This is a genomic window from Enterobacter cloacae complex sp. 2024EL-00227 (assembly GCF_043945315.1).
Lineage (GTDB): Bacteria > Pseudomonadota > Gammaproteobacteria > Enterobacterales > Enterobacteriaceae > Enterobacter > Enterobacter roggenkampii.
Map to the genome: position 1 here is coordinate 341,105 of NZ_JBIMQP010000004.1, position 17,490 is coordinate 358,594.

The 17,490-nt window shown below is 52.3% G+C and carries 13 protein-coding genes; 7 read left to right on the forward strand and 6 right to left on the reverse strand.

Annotated features, from left to right (window positions below):
• Positions 1–52: 52 nt before the first annotated feature.
• From mscS to tkt, 5 genes are all read right to left on the reverse strand, one after another.
• Entirely contained in the window at positions 53–907 is an 855-nt protein-coding gene (gene mscS, locus ACHH0Z_RS10225) for a small-conductance mechanosensitive channel MscS (protein WP_008499730.1), read from the reverse strand.
• Between the two features lie 186 nt (positions 908–1,093).
• A complete protein-coding gene (gene fbaA / locus ACHH0Z_RS10230) occupies positions 1,094–2,173 on the reverse strand; it encodes a class II fructose-bisphosphate aldolase (RefSeq protein WP_008499731.1) in 1,080 nt (359 codons plus the stop codon).
• A gap of 92 nt (positions 2,174–2,265) precedes the next feature.
• Positions 2,266–3,429 (reverse strand): phosphoglycerate kinase, encoded by a 1,164-nt coding sequence (gene pgk, locus ACHH0Z_RS10235; RefSeq protein WP_008499732.1) that lies wholly within the window; start codon positions 3,427–3,429, stop codon positions 2,266–2,268.
• Between the two features lie 49 nt (positions 3,430–3,478).
• Complete coding sequence (gene epd / locus ACHH0Z_RS10240) at positions 3,479–4,498, reverse strand: erythrose-4-phosphate dehydrogenase (protein ID WP_023326032.1); 1,020 nt, start codon at positions 4,496–4,498, stop codon at positions 3,479–3,481.
• 326 nt (positions 4,499–4,824) lie between these two features.
• Positions 4,825–6,816 (reverse strand): transketolase, encoded by a 1,992-nt coding sequence (gene tkt / locus ACHH0Z_RS10245; protein ID WP_021242065.1) that lies wholly within the window; start codon positions 6,814–6,816, stop codon positions 4,825–4,827.
• Positions 6,817–7,088: 272 nt separating this feature from the next.
• Here tkt and ACHH0Z_RS10250 point away from each other — a divergent pair, with 272 nt between their 5' ends.
• Both ACHH0Z_RS10250 and ACHH0Z_RS10255 read left to right on the forward strand, forming a co-directional pair.
• Positions 7,089–7,847: a M48 family metallopeptidase gene (locus ACHH0Z_RS10250; protein ID WP_021242066.1), complete on the forward strand. Its 759-nt coding sequence runs from the start codon at positions 7,089–7,091 to the stop codon at positions 7,845–7,847.
• A 209-nt stretch (positions 7,848–8,056) separates the two neighbouring features.
• Entirely contained in the window at positions 8,057–9,325 is a 1,269-nt protein-coding gene (locus ACHH0Z_RS10255; RefSeq protein ID WP_045407148.1) for an OprD family outer membrane porin, read from the forward strand.
• Positions 9,326–9,376: 51 nt separating this feature from the next.
• Here ACHH0Z_RS10255 and speB read toward each other — a convergent pair whose 3' ends face one another.
• On the reverse strand, positions 9,377–10,297 hold the full coding sequence (gene speB, locus ACHH0Z_RS10260) for an agmatinase (protein WP_008499737.1): 921 nt from the start codon (positions 10,295–10,297) through the stop codon (positions 9,377–9,379).
• A 448-nt stretch (positions 10,298–10,745) separates the two neighbouring features.
• Between speB and ACHH0Z_RS10265 the strand changes: the two genes are divergently transcribed.
• Genes ACHH0Z_RS10265 through ACHH0Z_RS10285 form a run of 5 tightly spaced genes read left to right on the forward strand, consistent with a single transcriptional unit; the run spans position 10,746 to position 17,487 of the window.
• Positions 10,746–11,306, forward strand: coding sequence for a fimbrial protein (locus tag ACHH0Z_RS10265; protein WP_008499738.1), 561 nt, complete (start codon positions 10,746–10,748; stop codon positions 11,304–11,306).
• Between the two features lie 18 nt (positions 11,307–11,324).
• Positions 11,325–12,104 carry a molecular chaperone gene (locus ACHH0Z_RS10270; RefSeq protein ID WP_223861877.1) on the forward strand — a complete coding sequence of 260 codons (780 nt, stop codon included), beginning with the start codon at positions 11,325–11,327 and terminating at the stop codon, positions 12,102–12,104.
• A 32-nt stretch (positions 12,105–12,136) separates the two neighbouring features.
• The gene (locus ACHH0Z_RS10275; protein WP_052672908.1) at positions 12,137–14,719 is read left to right on the forward strand and encodes a fimbria/pilus outer membrane usher protein; all 2,583 of its coding nucleotides are present in this window, start codon (positions 12,137–12,139) and stop codon (positions 14,717–14,719) included.
• A gap of 6 nt (positions 14,720–14,725) precedes the next feature.
• Positions 14,726–15,736, forward strand: coding sequence for a fimbrial protein (locus ACHH0Z_RS10280; RefSeq protein ID WP_023294518.1), 1,011 nt, complete (start codon positions 14,726–14,728; stop codon positions 15,734–15,736).
• Positions 15,737–15,753: 17 nt separating this feature from the next.
• A complete protein-coding gene (locus ACHH0Z_RS10285) occupies positions 15,754–17,487 on the forward strand; it encodes a ShlB/FhaC/HecB family hemolysin secretion/activation protein (protein WP_045407149.1) in 1,734 nt (577 codons plus the stop codon).
• Positions 17,488–17,490 lie beyond the last annotated feature (3 nt).

Here is a 17,490-nt window from a genome sequence, read left to right on the forward strand (position 1 = left end):
GAAGGTAAAGCCCGGTGGCGCTAGCGATTACCGGGCCTACAACGTCGGGGGATTACTCGGCGGCTTTCTCGCGTTTAAGATTCACGTCCATCTGCGGATACGGGAAACTGATGCCGTTGGCGTCGAAGTCGCGCTTAATGCGTTCCAGCACGTCCCAGTACACGTTTTGCAGATCGCTGCTTTTACTCCAGATACGCACCACAAAGTTAATGGAGGAAGCGCCGAGTTCATTCAGGCGAACCGTCTGCTCTTTGTCTTTCAGAATGCGATCGTCAGAAGCAATGATGTTGGTAATCAGCGACTTCACCTGATCGATGTCGGAGTCGTATGCCACGCTGATAATCAGTTCGTTACGACGCACCGGCTCACGGGAGAAGTTGATGATGTTGCCCGCGATAATTTTCCCGTTCGGCACAACCACGATGCGGCCATCGACGGTACGCATAGTCGTTGAGAAAATCTGCACCTGCAGCACGGTTCCGGCAATGCCGCCAAGGTCAACGTATTCGCCGGAGCGGAACGGACGGAAGGTCACCAGCAGCACGCCTGCCGCCAGGTTTGAAAGCGAGCCCTGCAGTGCCAGACCAATGGCCAGACCGGCGGCACCGAGAACGGCAATGACGGAGGCGGTTTGCACCCCCACACGGCCCAGCGCGGCAATCAGCGTGAAGGCGATAATGCCGTAGCGCACCAGTGCGGAGAGGAAGTCTGCCACCGTGGCGTCAATGTGACGGGCCAGCATTACGCGGTTAACCGTATTCGAGACAATACGCGCCACGATCATCCCGACGATGATGATGGCAATCGCCGCGACGATGTTCACGGCATAGCTCAGCAGCAGGGCCTGGTTGCGCACCAGCCAGTTACCGGCATTATTGATGCTGTCTACAACATCGAGTTGTTCCATTTATTCTTCCTTTTGTTAAACCAAAACACAAAATCCATCCCCCATGGAGACAGGCAGGTCAGTAAAGGGTAAACAAAAAGCACCGGCTTTGCCAAACAGATCACAAAAACAGGGCTGGCAGAGTATTGAAAAAGCATAAAAAAAGGCCCGCATTTGCGGGCCTTCTGATGCTGTTAGCAGCTCAAATTACAGAACGTCGATCGCGTTCAGTTCTTTGAAAGCCTGCTCCAGACGGGTCACCATGGACGTCTGCGCTGCGCGCAGCCATACGCGTGGATCGTAGTATTTCTTGTTCGGCTGGTCTTCGCCTTTCGGGTTGCCCAGCTGGCCCTGCAGGTAAGCTTCGTTCGCTTTGTAGTACTGCAGGATACCGTCCCAGGTTGCCCACTGGGTGTCGGTGTCGATGTTCATTTTCACAACGCCGTAGCTTACGGAGTCTTTGATTTCCTGAGCAGAAGAACCGGAACCGCCGTGGAAGACGAAGTTCAGGCTGTTGTGCGGCAGGTTGTGTTTCTTGGAAACGTATTCCTGAGAATCACGCAGGATAGTTGGGGTCAGAACCACGTTACCTGGTTTGTAAACGCCGTGTACGTTACCGAAGGACGCTGCAATGGTGAAGCGTGGGCTGATTTTGCTCAGCTCGGTGTAAGCGTAATCAACGTCTTCTGGCTGGGTGTAAAGTGCAGAAGCGTCCATGTGGCTGTTGTCCACGCCGTCTTCTTCACCGCCGGTGCAACCCAGTTCGATTTCCAGGGTCATGTCCATTTTGGCCATGCGCGCCAGGTACTTGGAGCAGATTTCGATGTTTTCGTGCAGTGACTCTTCAGACAGGTCGATCATGTGAGAAGAGAACAGTGGCTTACCGGTTGCCGCGAAGTGTTTTTCACCCGCGTCCAGCAGACCGTCGATCCACGGCAGCAGTTTCTTCGCGCAGTGGTCAGTGTGCAGGATAACTGGAACACCGTAGTGTTCAGCCATCTGGTGTACGTGGTGCGCACCAGAGATAGCACCCAGGATTGCAGCACCCTGAGGAATGTCAGTTTTCACGCCTTTACCTGCGATGAACGCAGCGCCGCCGTTAGAGAACTGAACGATAACTGGAGCTTTAACTTTAGCAGCAGTTTCCAGTACGGCGTTGATGGAGTCGGTACCCACGCAGTTAACTGCTGGCAGAGCGAAGTTGTTTTCTTTAGCTACCTGGAACACTTTCTGTACGTCATCACCAGTGATAACGCCAGGTTTTACGAAATCAAAAATTTTAGACATGTTGCTTAGTCCTGTATCTTCGGCCGTTAGAAAAGGTGCGAGCTCTTAAAAGCGCGCTGAAAATTGGGCAGGTTTCCCTGCCCTTGAATGGCTTACTTCTTAGCGCGCTCTTCGAGCATTGCTACTGCTGGCAGTACTTTGCCTTCCACGAATTCGAGGAATGCGCCGCCACCAGTGGAGATGTAGGAGATCTTGTCAGCGATACCGAACAGGTCGATTGCTGCCAGGGTGTCACCACCGCCTGCGATAGAGAACGCTTCGCTGTCTGCGATTGCGTTAGCCACGATTTCAGTCCCTTTGCGGAAGTTCGGGAATTCGAACACGCCAACAGGACCGTTCCACAGGATAGTTTTTGCGTTTTTGAGGATTTCAGCCAGTTTCTGTGCAGAAACGTCGCCCAGGTCCAGAATCTGCTCTTCGTCTTTGATGTCGTTTACAGATTTCAGGGTCGCGGTTGCGGTTTCGGAGAACTCGGTCGCGACGCGAACGTCAGTTGGAACCGGGATATCACAGGTACCCAGCAGGCGTTTGGCTTCGTCAACCAGGTCTGCTTCGTACAGGGATTTACCGACGTTGTGGCCCTGAGCGGCAACGAAGGTGTTCGCGATACCACCGCCAACGATCAGCTGGTCAGCGATTTTAGACAGAGAATCCAGAACGGTCAGTTTGGTAGAAACTTTAGAACCACCAACGATAGCGACCATCGGACGAGCAGGCTCTTTCAGTGCTTTACCCAGCGCTTCCAGTTCGTCAGCCAGCAGAGGACCGGCACACGCTACGTCTGCGAATTTACCGATACCATGGGTAGACGCCTGAGCACGGTGAGCCGTACCGAATGCATCCATCACGAATACGTCGCACAGTGCAGCGTATTTTTTGGACAGGGTTTCGTCGTCTTTCTTCTCGCCTTTGTTGAAGCGAACGTTTTCCAGAACAACCAGTTCACCGGCTGCAACGTCAACGCCGTCCAGGTAATCTTTCACCAGGCGAACCGGGTTGGACAGTTTGTCTTTCAGGTAATTAACCACTGGCAGCAGAGAGAACTCTTCGTTGTACTCGCCTTCAGTTGGACGACCCAGGTGGGAGGTGACCATCACTTTCGCGCCCTGCTTCAGAGCCAGCTCAATGGTTGGCAGAGATGCACGTATACGCGCGTCGCTGGTCACTTTGCCATCTTTAACCGGTACGTTCAGATCGGCACGGATGAAAACGCGTTTACCAGCCAGATCCAGATCGGTCATCTTAATTACAGACATGGTGAATCCTCTCGTTGATTCTTAAAGTTTTGCAGACGCACGATGCGCCTTACCTGAAACCTTGAGCAGCCATTGCTAACGTGGTGTCGAGCATTCGGTTAGCAAAGCCCCATTCGTTATCACACCAGACCAGCGTCTTGATAAGGTGTGCGCCACTGACCCTCGTTTGCGTGCCATCGACGATGGCGCTGTGCGGGTCGTGGTTAAAATCTACTGAGACCAACGGTAATTCCGTATAGTCAACTATACCATGAAATGCCCCCTGTGCCGCTTTTTGCAGCAACAGGTTGACTTCACAGGCTTTTACCGGTTTTTTCACCGTCACGCTAAGGTCGATCGCGGTGACGTTGATCGTCGGGACGCGCACGGCAATCGCCTCAAAACGATCGTTGAACTGCGGAAAAATTCGCGTGATCCCAGCAGCCAGCTTTGTATCCACCGGAATGATTGACTGGCTCGCTGCACGCGTGCGCCGTAAATCCGGGTGGTAAGCGTCAATGACCTGTTGATCGTGCATGGCGGAGTGAATCGTGGTCACGGTGCCGGACTCAATGCCATACGCATCGTCTAACAGTTTGATGACCGGAATAATGCAGTTGGTGGTACAGGAGGCGTTGGAAACAATGCGATGTTCGGCTTGCAGCTCATGCTGGTTGACGCCAAACACGACGGTCGCGTCGAGGTCGTTACTGCCGGGATGAGAAAACAGGACTTTTTTCGCACCTGCAGAGAGATGCGCTTCGCCATGTTCGCGATTGCCATACACACCGGTACAGTCAAGCACCACATCCACACCCAGTTCACGCCAGGGTAGCCCGGAGATGCTGTTCTCATGCAGCACACGAATAGCGTCATCACCCACAAAAAGCTGATCTCTTTCCTGGCGTACATCCCAGGCAAAGCGTCCGTGGCTGGTGTCATACTTCAACAAATGCGCCATGCCCGCAGCATCCGCCAGTTCATTGATTGCCACCACGGTCATTTCCGCCCGACGTCCGGATTCATACAAAGCACGAATCACATTACGCCCGATGCGACCGAAGCCGTTAATCGCTACGCGTACGGTCATAGATCTCCTGCAAAGCAATCCCTGAGTTTGAGGTGGCTGAAAGAGTAATCCAGCTACGCCCGAAGGGGAATCCTTGCTGTCACAAACTGCGATTGATTGGTCATTTGTCGAACATTTAATCGACTGAAACGCTTCAGCAAGAATAAGCGAATCGGGGAATAAAAGGAATGTCTGTCCAGATGAATAAGCGAGCTATATGACTTGCGTCACATTTTAGGTGGAATAATGCTTACAAAAAAGCCGGGTGGCGCGCTAGCGCTTACCCGGCCTACTTTCGAGCCATTTGTAGGCCCGGTAAGCATAAGCGCCACCGGGCAAAATGGTGATTACAGCAGTTCTTTCGCCTTCGCGACAACGTTCTCAACGGTGAAGCCGAACTCTTCGAACAGCAGTTCTGCCGGAGCAGATTCACCGAAGGTGGTCATACCGACGATAGCGCCGTTCAGACCCACGTATTTGAACCAGTAGTCAGCGATACCCGCTTCCACTGCCACACGCGCGGAAACCGCTTTAGGCAGTACGGATTCACGGTAAGCAGCATCCTGCTTGTCGAACGCGTCGGTAGACGGCATGGAAACCACGCGCGCCTTCACGCCTTCGGCAGTCAGTTTTTCCCATGCAGCAACGGCCAGTTCAACTTCAGAACCGGTAGCGATGAAGATCAGCTCTGGCTGGCCCGCGCAATCTTTCAGCACATAACCGCCGCGCGCGATGTTCGCCAGCTGCTCTGGGGTACGTTCCTGCTGCGCCAGGTTCTGACGGGAGAGGATCAGCGCGGTAGGACCGTCCTGACGCTCAACGCCGTATTTCCACGCCACCGCGGATTCAACCTGGTCACATGGACGCCATGTGCTCATGTTCGGGGTCACGCGCAGGGAAGCCACCTGCTCTACCGGCTGGTGAGTTGGACCGTCTTCGCCCAGACCGATGGAGTCGTGGGTATAGACCATCACCTGACGCTGTTTCATCAGCGCCGCCATACGCACGGCGTTACGCGCATATTCCACGAACATCAGGAAGGTAGAGGTGTACGGCAGGAAACCACCGTGCAGGGAGATACCGTTGGCAATCGCTGTCATACCGAATTCACGTACACCGTAATGGATGTAGTTACCGGCAGTGTCTTCGTTGATTGGCTTAGAACCGGACCACAGGGTCAGGTTAGATGGCGCCAGGTCAGCGGAGCCGCCGAGGAATTCAGGCAGCAGAGGACCGAACGCTTCAATGGCATTCTGAGACGCTTTACGGCTCGCGATTTTAGACGGGTTCGCCTGCAGCTTAGCGATGAATTCGTTCGCTTTCGCGTCGAAGTCAGACGGCATGTCACCTTTCATACGACGGGTGAATTCAGCCGCTTCCTGTGGGAAGGCTTTCGCGTAAGCAGCGAACTTCTCGTTCCATGCCGCTTCTTTTGCCTGGCCTACTTCTTTTGCATCCCACTGAGCATAGATCTCAGATGGGATTTCGAATGCAGGGTATTTCCAGCCCAGCGCTTCGCGGGTCAGTGCGATTTCCGCGTCGCCCAGCGGCGCGCCGTGGGAGTCGTGCGTACCCGCTTTGTTCGGAGAACCGAAGCCGATGATGGTTTTGCACATCAGCAGGGACGGTTTGTCCGTCACAGCGCGCGCTTCTTCTACTGCACGTTTAATCGAGTCAGCATCGTGGCCATCAACGCCACGCACAACGTGCCAGCCGTAGGCTTCGAAACGTGCAGCGGTGTCGTCAGTGAACCAGCCCTCAACGTGACCGTCGATGGAGATACCGTTGTCGTCATAGAACGCAACCAGTTTACCCAGCTTCAGGGTACCTGCCAGGGAGCACACTTCGTGAGAAATGCCTTCCATCATGCAGCCATCGCCCATGAACGCGTAGGTGAAGTGGTCAACGATGTCGTGGCCAGGACGGTTGAACTGCGCCGCCAGGGTCTTCTCAGCAATCGCCATACCCACAGCGTTAGCAATACCCTGACCCAGCGGGCCGGTGGTGGTTTCTACGCCAGCGGTGTAGCCCACTTCCGGGTGACCTGGAGTTTTAGAGTGCAGCTGGCGGAAGTTTTTCAGCTCTTCGATAGGCAGATCGTAGCCGGTGAGGTGCAGCAGGCTATAGATCAGCATAGAGCCGTGGCCGTTTGACAGCACGAAGCGGTCGCGGTCAGCCCATGACGGGTTCTGCGGGTTGTGGTTCAGGAAATCGCGCCACAGAACTTCGGCGATATCAGCCATACCCATAGGGGCCCCTGGGTGGCCGGATTTGGCTTTCTGTACTGCGTCCATGCTCAGCGCACGAATAGCATTAGCAAGCTCTTTACGTGAGGACATTTTAACTCCAGATCGGACTGTTAAAGGCCATGCCCTTGACGACAGCGCGTTTTGGGCTACGCCGGAAAAAAGTGCCAACAATGTAACCCAAGCCGCAAGTCATGTACATGGAGCATTCTTTTGCTTGTTAAGAAATCTCTGGATCATGCTCGCATGTTGCGCAATCTGCTCGCCCGGCCCTGTAGATATTCCTTATACTTAGCCCAACACCGGCTTCGCTGACGGTGCACTTTTCGGATTTTATTCAGATTAACGAGTACGGAAGCAACCTCATGAAAATGCGTGCAATAGTGCTGGCCCTGGGTACAACGCTCCTGCTGAGCGGCTGTCAGAATATGGACTCTAACGGTCTGATGACGTCAGGCGCAGAGGCCTTTCAGGCCTATTCCCTGAGCGATGCGCAGGTAAAAGCGCTGAGCGACCAGGCCTGTAAAGATATGGACGGAAAAGCCACGCTTGCGCCGGCTAACAGTACCTACACGCAGCGTCTGAATAAGATTGCTTCCGCGCTGGGCGATAACATCAACGGCCAGCCGGTGAACTACAAGGTGTACATGGCGAAAGACGTCAACGCCTTCGCGATGGCAAACGGCTGTATCCGCGTTTACAGCGGGCTGATGGACATGATGACCGACAACGAAGTGGAAGCGGTTATCGGCCATGAAATGGGCCACGTTGCCCTGGGCCACGTGAAGAAAGGGATGCAGGTAGCCCTGGGCACCAATGCCATCCGCGCAGCGGCAGCCTCTGCAGGCGGTATCGTTGGCAGCCTGTCGCAGTCACAGCTGGGCGACGTAGGTGAAAAGCTGGTGAACTCTCAGTTCTCCCAGCGTCAGGAGTCCGAAGCGGATGACTACTCCTACGATCTGTTGCGCAAACGCGGCATTAATCCATCCGGTTTAGCCACCAGCTTCGAAAAGCTGGCCAAGCTGGAAGCGGGACGTCAAAGCTCCATGTTTGACGATCACCCTGCCTCAGAAGAACGCGCACAGCATATTCGCGACCGTATGGCCGCAGACGGAATTAAATAATTTCAGAAGGAGGCAGTTTTGCCTCCTTTTTATTTCGCATGAATTGTTAACTTAACAGCACGTATCGATAACACTCCTGAAAGCCCCGCCAAATCTGCCCTGTCACATCGAAACACCTGGTCACATAATTATTGCAAAGGTCACTTTTTCCGGTAATTATCCCCCCTGCAGTTATTCAATTAATATATCCAGACAGAGACGTTCCCTCCGTGAAAAAAGAATTATCATTAATTGCTTTAAGTTTATTTGCCGCATTACCTGCCGCTGCAAGCCAGCAATCCGACAGCCAGGGTTTTATTGACGACAGCCATCTGGACCTGTTTTTACGCAATGCGTATATCAGCCGTGATTATCATCAGGGCCAGCAGGATAAAGCCGAATGGGGTCAGGGGATCATCGCCACGTTTGCATCCGGCTATACCGAAGGACCGGTTGGCTTTGGTGTGGACGGTATTGCTCAATACGGCGTGCGCCTGGACGGCGGCCGCGGCAAGAGCGGCGCGGGCGGCATCGACTTCTTTAAGCAGGAAGACGACGGCCGGGCAAAATCCGATCTGGCAAAGTTTGGCGCAACCGCCAAAATGCGCATCTCGAATACCGTACTGAGCTACGGGAATCAGCGACCAGAATTGCCTATCGTGAATGCCGACAGCTCCCGCCTGCTGTTTGAAAGCTATACCGGTGCCATGCTGACCTCAAAAGAGATCGATGGTCTGGAAATCAATGCCGGTTATTTCACGGACGAGCAGCGTAAAAGTGACGACCGCCACGACAGCGGGCTGAAGAGCCTCTCCTTCGGCGGCGCGAGCTACCAGTTCAACGACCAGTTCAGCGGCGCGCTTTACGCCTCTCACAATGAAGAGGTGATGAACAAGCAATATCTGGGCCTGAACTTCAAACAGCCGTTCAGCACCGGGCAGCAGCTGGTGCTCGACTTCAACGGTTATAACTCCCGTCTGGACCAGAGTTATGCGGACAGCCTCGACACGGGCCGCAGCAACGCTATCTGGAGCCTGGCGGCGAGCTACATCTGGGATATTCACACGTTCAAAGTGGCGTACCAGCAGAGCAGCGGCAGCACCGGCTACAACTACGGCGGCTACCGCGACCAGGGCGGCGTGGGTGATGGCGGTAACACCATCTGGCTGGCAAACTCCTACTGGTCTGATTTTAACGGCGAAGATGAACGTTCCTGGCAGGCATCCTACGGTCTGGACTTTGGTGGCCTTGGCCTGCCGGGTCTGAGCTGGACCACCGCCTACGTGCGCGGGGACAACATCAAAACCGCAGAAACCAGCAACGGCAAAGAGCACGAGTGGTTTAATCAGATCCAGTACCAGGTGCAGGAAGGCCCGGCGAAGGATCTGAAACTGAAACTGCGCTATTCCGTACTGCGCGTCTCCAGCAACGCCAGCGATTATAACGTGGGCGGGGACGAGATCCGCGCTTACGTGGAATACCCGTTTAACGTCTTTTAAAGGCAATAAAAAACCTCTCCAGGGAGAGGTTTTTTTTACGCCAGAAGAGGCTTATTCGCCTTTTTTGGCTGCCTGGATGTAGAGCATTTCCAGAGCCAGGGTCGCTGCGGCCAGCGCAGTGATCTCGGACTGGTCATACGCAGGCGCCACTTCCACCACGTCCATCCCGACAATGTTGAGATCCTTCAGGCCGCGCACCAGCTTGATGGCACGGTCTGAGGTCAGGCCGCCGATCACCGGCGTACCGGTACCCGGTGCAAATGCCGGATCCAGGCAGTCGATGTCGAAGGTCAGATACACAGGCATATCACCCACGATCTGCTTCACCTGCGCGAGGATGTCATCAACACCGCGATCGTTAACCTGACCCGCATCCAGCACGGTGAAGCCGTTGTCTTTGTCGAATTCAGTGCGAATACCGATCTGCACGGAGTGGTTCGGGTCGATCAGACCTTCATTCGGCGCGGTGAAGAACATGGTGCCGTGGTCAAACTCACAGCCGTTGGCGTAGGTGTCGGTGTGGGCATCGAAGTGCACCAGCGCCATTTTACCAAAGTGCTTCGCGTGGGCGCGCAGCAGCGGCAGGGTCACGAAGTGGTCGCCGCCGAAGGAGAGCATGCGCTTACCGGCAGCCAGCAACTTCTCGGCGTGGGCCTGCAGCTTTTCGCTCATCTCACGCGCGTCGCCAAAGGCGTACACCAGGTCACCGCAGTCCACCACGTTCAGACGCTCGCGCATGTCGAAGTTCCACGGGAAGCGGTTGTGCTCCCAGGCCAGGTTAGTGGAAACCTGACGGATCGCCGCCGGGCCATGGCGGCCACCCGCACGGCCTGACGTTGCCATGTCGAACGGCACGCCGGTGATCACCCAGTCCGCATCACTGTCGTACGGCTGGAAGTTCATCGGAAGGCGTAAAAAACCAAACGCGTTAGATACCAGAGAGTTATCGTACTGATGACCTAAAGTGCTCATGTCCTGTCCTCGTATCATAGATAGACGATCGTTGCTAAAGGTGAAAAAAAATCCCTTCCGCGTCGTTAAGCCCGACGAGGAAGGGATCGTTTCATATCGTAATGCTGTATGGCGCTAAGAATAGCGCCAGAATCCATTAAATTCAAGCGACTCATAAATACAACATATATAGACAACCCATCCTATTCACCAAATAAAATCATAGCCATAAAAATATTATAATCTTTACAATCCATATATTTTCCAAGTGAATATTTAATTCATCCCACCATCTATTTCGCCCTTGTAATTCAAAGAAAAAAACACCTCATACCATATTCATACATACATAAACAGCATGAGACAGTCTCAATTCGGAATTTATTTAGTTTCATCCTGTGGTTTTCTCTTTTTTTACTCCCTACAATCCCGCCGCTTTATTAAAATTTATGTCTAAATGGAATTATCTATGAACAAATATTTAAAAATTGGTCTTTTTACCATTCTGGCGGGAGCGGGTTCTGCAGCAGCGGCAGAAGATGGCACAATTACCTTTGACGGAACGATCAGTGACGCCACCTGTATTATTACAGGCGGTGACGCACAGGGTGAATCCACCTCTCCTGATTTCACCGTGCATCTGCCAAGCGTCAGCACCACCGCGCTGGCCACTGCGGGTCAGCGCGCGGGAGACACGCCATTCTTCATTAAACTGAGCGGCTCAAATTGCACCAACAACAAAGTCGCCAGCGTCTTCTTCGAACTGGCACAGAGCACCAATATCAACACCGCGACCGGTAACCTGAAAAACACCGTTACCACGGGTGGTGCCGATAAAGTTGAAATCGGTCTGTTAGATTCCAGCAAAGCTGTTTTGGATCTGAATACCGCAAACAATAACCCGAAAACAGCGGTCATTTCGGGTAATACCGCTCGCTTCGACTACTGGGCGCAGTACGTTGCCACCGGCGGTGCGGCAACGGCCGGTAAAGTCACCACTGACGTCATTTATTCCATTAAGTACCAGTAAGACCTTTGAGCAGTGGGAGTGATCCCACTGCTTTCCCTGCCACATTTAGGAACGTTGAGCCTGATGGTCAGTAATATTCTCAAAGTAATGTTAATGGTGACATTGACGTGGTTCCCCTGCGCCAACGCCACTATACAAATTTTAACAACTCGTGTGGCATTCAATGCAAACGAGAGTGAACAAACCGTTCGCGTGAATAACCTCAGTAAAAACCCGGAGCTGGTGCAGGTCTGGCTTTCCAGCACCGACAAAACCGATGGGACGGAGAAGGAGAATCTTCCATTCTTTATCAACCCTCCCGCTGCGCGCGTTAACGGTCAGAAAGGGAAAGTTTTCCGTATATTCCAGACAGAGGAAGCCGCAGGAAAATACCCGAAAGATCGCGAAACCCTGCTCTGGCTAAACGTACTGGATATTCCACCTGAACTGCCGGAAGAGGCGGATCGGAATCAGATAAAAATGGCGTTCCGCACGATGATCAAATTTTTCTATCGCCCTGCGGGCCTGAAAGGCAATCCCATGCAGGCGGGCGACGATCTGAAGTGGGAACTGCGTAAAGTGGCAAAGGGCTACGACGTGGTGGGAACCAATAATTCGCCTTTCCACGTGAGCATGACGAGCGTGTGGCTAACGAATGCCGACAATAAAGACATTGAGATCCCCGGTGACATGATTGTCCCTTATGGAACGCTGGTTTATCACTTTCCGCAGGTGAGCGCAGTGAGTGGACGCGGCATATTTAAATACAATTATATCACTGATTTAGGCGCATATATTAAGCGCACTTATAACTTTTAACTTTTTATACGTTCTACCTTTCGGAAGATCAAATGTCCGCACGCCATAATAAATACAGGCTTCTCAAAAAAGCGAAAAGTACCCTTGGCCAGATAATGATTCTGGCATTGTGCATTTCAGGCCAGGTTAACGCAGAAACAGAAAAAAAAGCGGTAAACTTTTCTCGCGGCTTTATGAATTTCTATGACAGTGGATTAGACCTTAGCCAGTTCGACGGGGTAGATAAAATCCAGCCAGGTGATTACAAACTGGAAGTATTTAGCAACTTGCGGAAATTAGGGACCTGGCCCATTTCATTTATTCCGGCAAACAATACGCAGGGCGTAAATGCCTGCATGACGCCGGAAATGATTATCCGCTTTGATGTCGACACCAGCAAACTGCCGGAAAACTGGAAGACGGGCCGCTGCCTGATCCTCGAAACGCTTATCCCCGGCGCGACCGTCACCTACAACCAGGATGATGAGCGCCTGGATGTCACCGTTCCGCAGGCGATGCTGCTCAATACACCAGAGGGTTATATCAGCCCTGAACTATGGGATGACGGTGAACCTACCCTCATGGCCTCCTACGCGCTGAGTGGTTCAAGCACGCGCAACCGTGAGTTAGGTGAAACCAGCAACTATCTCTTTGGTAACCTGCAAACCGCTATGACGCTCGGTGCGTGGCGTTTTGTAACCTATGACACCCTGAACCTCGGCAATGATATTGAGGATGAAGGGGTCGATCATCTGCAGGCATTTGCCAGCCGGGGAATTGCGGCCTGGCAATCTGAAGTGGTGCTGGGCGATCTCAACACCAGCGGGGAGATGTTTGATACAACGGCCATTCGCGGCGTCAGACTCGCCACCGACGATCGCATGCTGCCGGATTCCGTGCGCAGCTATGCGCCTGTCGTTCGTGGTTTTGCCAACAGCAACGCGACGGTCACCATCAAGCAGTCCGGCAGTACCCTCTATGAAAAAGTGGTTCCCCCAGGCGAGTTTGCCATCAGCGATCTCTATGCAACGGGCTACAACGGCGATCTGGAAGTCACCGTCAAAGAGACCGATGGCACCATCAATTCCTTTACCGTCCCCTACTCCAGCGTTCCGCAGCTGCTGCGCGAAGGCTATTTTCGCTATTCGGTCTCCTCGGGTGAAATCCGCAACACATTTCTTGCCGATGATCCGTGGATGACGGAAGGCACGCTTCAGTACGGTTTGCTTAATAATCTGACCGGTTACGTAGGCGCTCAAACCGCGTTTGATGGCGATTACAACGCCCTGCTGGGTGGTGTGGCTATCAATACCCCGCTGGGGGCATTAGGCCTGGACGTTACCCGCTCTTATACGAACTTTAACTCCAGCACCGGGAGCGATGACTGCGGCTCACTGTGTGACATGTCCCTGCGTATCAGCCTTGCTAAAAATCTTTCCGAAACCGGGACAAATTTCAGCCTGGTGGGTTACCGCTACTCCAGTAAAAATTACTACTCGCTGTCGGATGCCGTCAGCGTGAAGCAGGCGCTGGAGCATGGTAACGACCGATATTTACCCGAACGCTATCGTGAACGCCTGGAAGCAAACATCAACCAGATGCTGCCTGCGGGTTGGGGAAGTTTCTACGTCAGTGGTTTCATCGGCAACATCTGGAACGATGAACTGGGCCGCACGGAAAAATCCAACTACGCGCTGGGATACAACAACCGGTTTGGCTCGTCGACCTGGGGCATTTCGCTTGGCCGAACCAACAATGAAGACGGTGGTCACGACGATACGATCTACCTGAGCGTATCTATGCCGCTCGGCCATCGTTATGAAAAACAGGCTCGCCTGGGAGCAAACTTTAGCTACAACAGTGATGAGGCCACCATCCGCACCTCGCTCAGCGGCTCGGCCGGCGAGCGATCGCAGTATGGCTTTAGCGGCTACTTCAGCGAGTCCAGCAGGCCAGAAACCAACTTCGGTACCAACCTGTCTTATGTGGGCGATAGCGCTTCCGGCGGCGTCGCGTTCAGCCAGTCCCTCCATAGCTTCATGGGCGGTTTGAACATGAACGGTGGCGTGGTTGTGCACCGTGGCGGTGTCAATTTGACCCCAACGTTAGGCGACACCATTGGCGTGATAGAGGCCAAAGGCGCTGAAGGGGCAAGAGTTTACCCTGATTCAAATGCGGTCATTAAAGATAACGGCTACGGGATTGTCGGCTATCTGACGCCTTACAGATACAACGATGTCTTCATTGATCCAAAAGGTACATCAATGAGTGTCGATGTAGAGGATACGCGTAAGAGCATTGTGCCAACCGCCGGTGCCGCCGTGCATATCAAAATGGAAACACAGCAGAAGCAACAGACCTTTGTGCGCTTCACACATGCCTCCGGGCAAAAGATCCCCTTCGGCGCATCCATTACCGATGGTAGCAATACCACGCTCGGTATGGTCGGACAGGGTGGCCTGGCAATGCTGACCTTACCTGAACCTGGCAAGCCGATCGTTATTAAATGGAATAGTAATAAGGTGATGAAAGCGTGCTCAGCAGAAGTCAATCACCTTTCTGATAACAGAAACACCCGCAACATGAATAAAGCCGCCTCCTTTAATGCGATAGATATTCTCTGCAAAGGCCTTTAACAGAAAATGAATAAATACATTACTACTCTGCTTTATCTCGTTTTATTATCCGTTTTATGGATGTTTACCCTTGAAGCAAAAGCCTCTGCGTGCAGACTCGAAGGCGTGGAAAAGGTTTTAAATATTACAGACGACATTACGTTAAACCCTGCGGATAAAGGCTCCACTGGAACGGTCTTATGGTCGAAAACGTATACTGCACCTAACATCAAATATATCTGTGATGAATCAACGCAAACGCAGTGGCACACCGCTTACAGCCGAAATTATCTCTCTTCCTCGGTAGATAAAGTCTATACAACCGAAATTCCGGGTATCGGTATTCGGATGAAATGGCCAGCCAACGCAGGGAACACCTGGGTGCCGGGTAACTCCGGCTCTCCGGTGACCTGCAGCCCGAGCTGTTCTATCGACAACAGCACCGTATTGGTAGAGTTCGTGCAGACAGGTAATATTAATCAGGGAGAATCCGAGATCCCTGCCGGCGAAATGGTTAACGTAAAAGTCAAACCTTTGCTCACGCCAGAGGATGCGCTTCGTATTCTTACTATCAATTTCTCAGCGCCAATTAAAGTAAATACGCGTTCATGTTCCATTTATCCCTCGTCGACCAACGTCGATTTGGGAACCTACAGTATTGCCTCATTCCAGAATACGCTAAATTATCAAGGTGATAAAAAGGACTTTTCTATTACCATCACATGCCCGGAACAGGCACAAGTTGGCTTAACTTTCTCTTCCCTGATCAATACCAAATTCGCATCAATGAACGGTCTTTTGGGCGTCGAGACCGGCGAAGGCTACGCGAAAAATTTCGCGATTATGGTTTACGAAAAATCCAGCCCTTATGTCTCATCGGCCCTTGTTCTTGGAAAAGAATACCCTTTCCAGGTTTCATCCCGCTTAACTAAAAACTATCAGGCCCAGATATTCGTTCCTGCCGAGGTTAATCGCGAAAACTCATTAAGTGCTGGCAGGGTGGTCGGCGCAATTCAATACACCATGGCTTTAAGATAATTATCAAGGAGAGATTCGTGCTTCAGCGTTTTTCAAAATATGCACTTTTATTAGTGCCGTTCATTCCTGTGGCTCATGCTACGGCGGCACTCCCTGGTCAGCAAAATAAACAGGAACTGGATCGTCTCGAAAGACAAACCAGCCAGGCATTAATAGAAGAAGCCAAGCGGACCGAGCAGTTAATCCAGCAACAAAAAAAAATGCGCGAAGCCGGAGATGAAACCCTGGCCAGCAGCGACTCGAACTGGAAATTTCAGGTCAATCATATTGTCATCCTTGATGATACGCAGTTTGACAACTCACCGCAGCGTCAGGCGATTATCGATCGCTATGAGGGCAAAATGCTCGGTCGAACAGAAATATTTGAACTGGCCAAAGAACTGACCGATTTTTATATTTCTCGTGGTTATGCCACGACGCTGATTGGTGTTGAGCCCGGTAATATCAAAACGGGCACACTCTCTCTGCGGGTGATGTGGGGAAAAATACACGATCTTAAGGTTAACGGGCAAGCGCCGTCCTTACGTGAACGCACGCGCATGTTCACTGCCTATCCTTTTGCGAAAGACAAGATTCTGAACATGCAGGATGTCGATCAAATGGTCGAAAACCTGCTGCGCGTTTACCCTAACGACAATATTGAAATTCAACCGTCTGTTATAAACAGCTATTCCGATCTTAATCTGCTGCACGTGCCTGCATTCCCTCTTTCGGTCACCGCGGGTCTTAACAACTCTGGCTTTAAGGCTGACGGCTGGCAGCAGTATTATGGCAGCGTAACCGCTAAAAACATTGCCGGCATCAATGATATTTTCAACGTTTATTATTCATGGAATAACCTGAAGAATAACCAGGATAATCAGGATTCGTGGTCAACGAGTTACAGCATCCCACTGGGTTATTGGTCGTTTGACGCGCTTTATTACAAATCCAGCTACGACAAAACGCTTGCCGGCAATAACGCCAGCTACGCTTCTGACGGAGATTCTGACCGTGCTTCTCTGCGTGTCAGCCGCATGCTCGGCCGTAACGCCACGGGTAAAACCAGCTGGTGGGCAAAAGTTGAAAGACGTAATAGCAACAACAGCATTGAAAACCAGCGTATAGACGTCAGCTCTAAAACCTATACCTCGATTTCGTCGGGCGCTACCTGGGTCGGCGCTCTGATGAACGGCTGGTTCTATGGCGATGTGGGCGTGACGGCAGCGGTTCCCTGGTTTGGTTCCGCCTGGAAAAACGATGCCGACCTTAAAGGGTTTGACCTTGATTACGTCAAGTACAACGGCATTGCCAGCTGGACGCGTCCGCTTTTTCAGTCTGGCCGTTTAGGTGGCGTGTATGAACTCAACGCAGGGTTCCAGTACACCCCGAACGTACTGGTTAGCGATGCAAAATTAACGCTGGGCGATGAATTCACCGTACGCGGCTTCAAGGACGATAGCCTGCTGGTTGATAGCGGCGGCTGGATCGCCAATACCCTGCAGTTTCCATTCGATGTTGGCGTCGGCGGTATCTATCAGCTTATTCCCTATGTAGGTTATGACCTGGGCTTTGCCAAAGATAATTGCCCTAAAGGCGTCAACGTATGTGATAGCCAATTCATGATGGGTGGCTCTGTCGGGATTAAAGCTACCGGTAGCCATTTTTCAACGTATGTCCTCGCGGGCTGGCCTATAAAAAAACCAGATTCACTGGAAGAGAATACCGTCGATAACACGGTCGTTTATTACAAGATGGAAGTAACGTTCTAATTT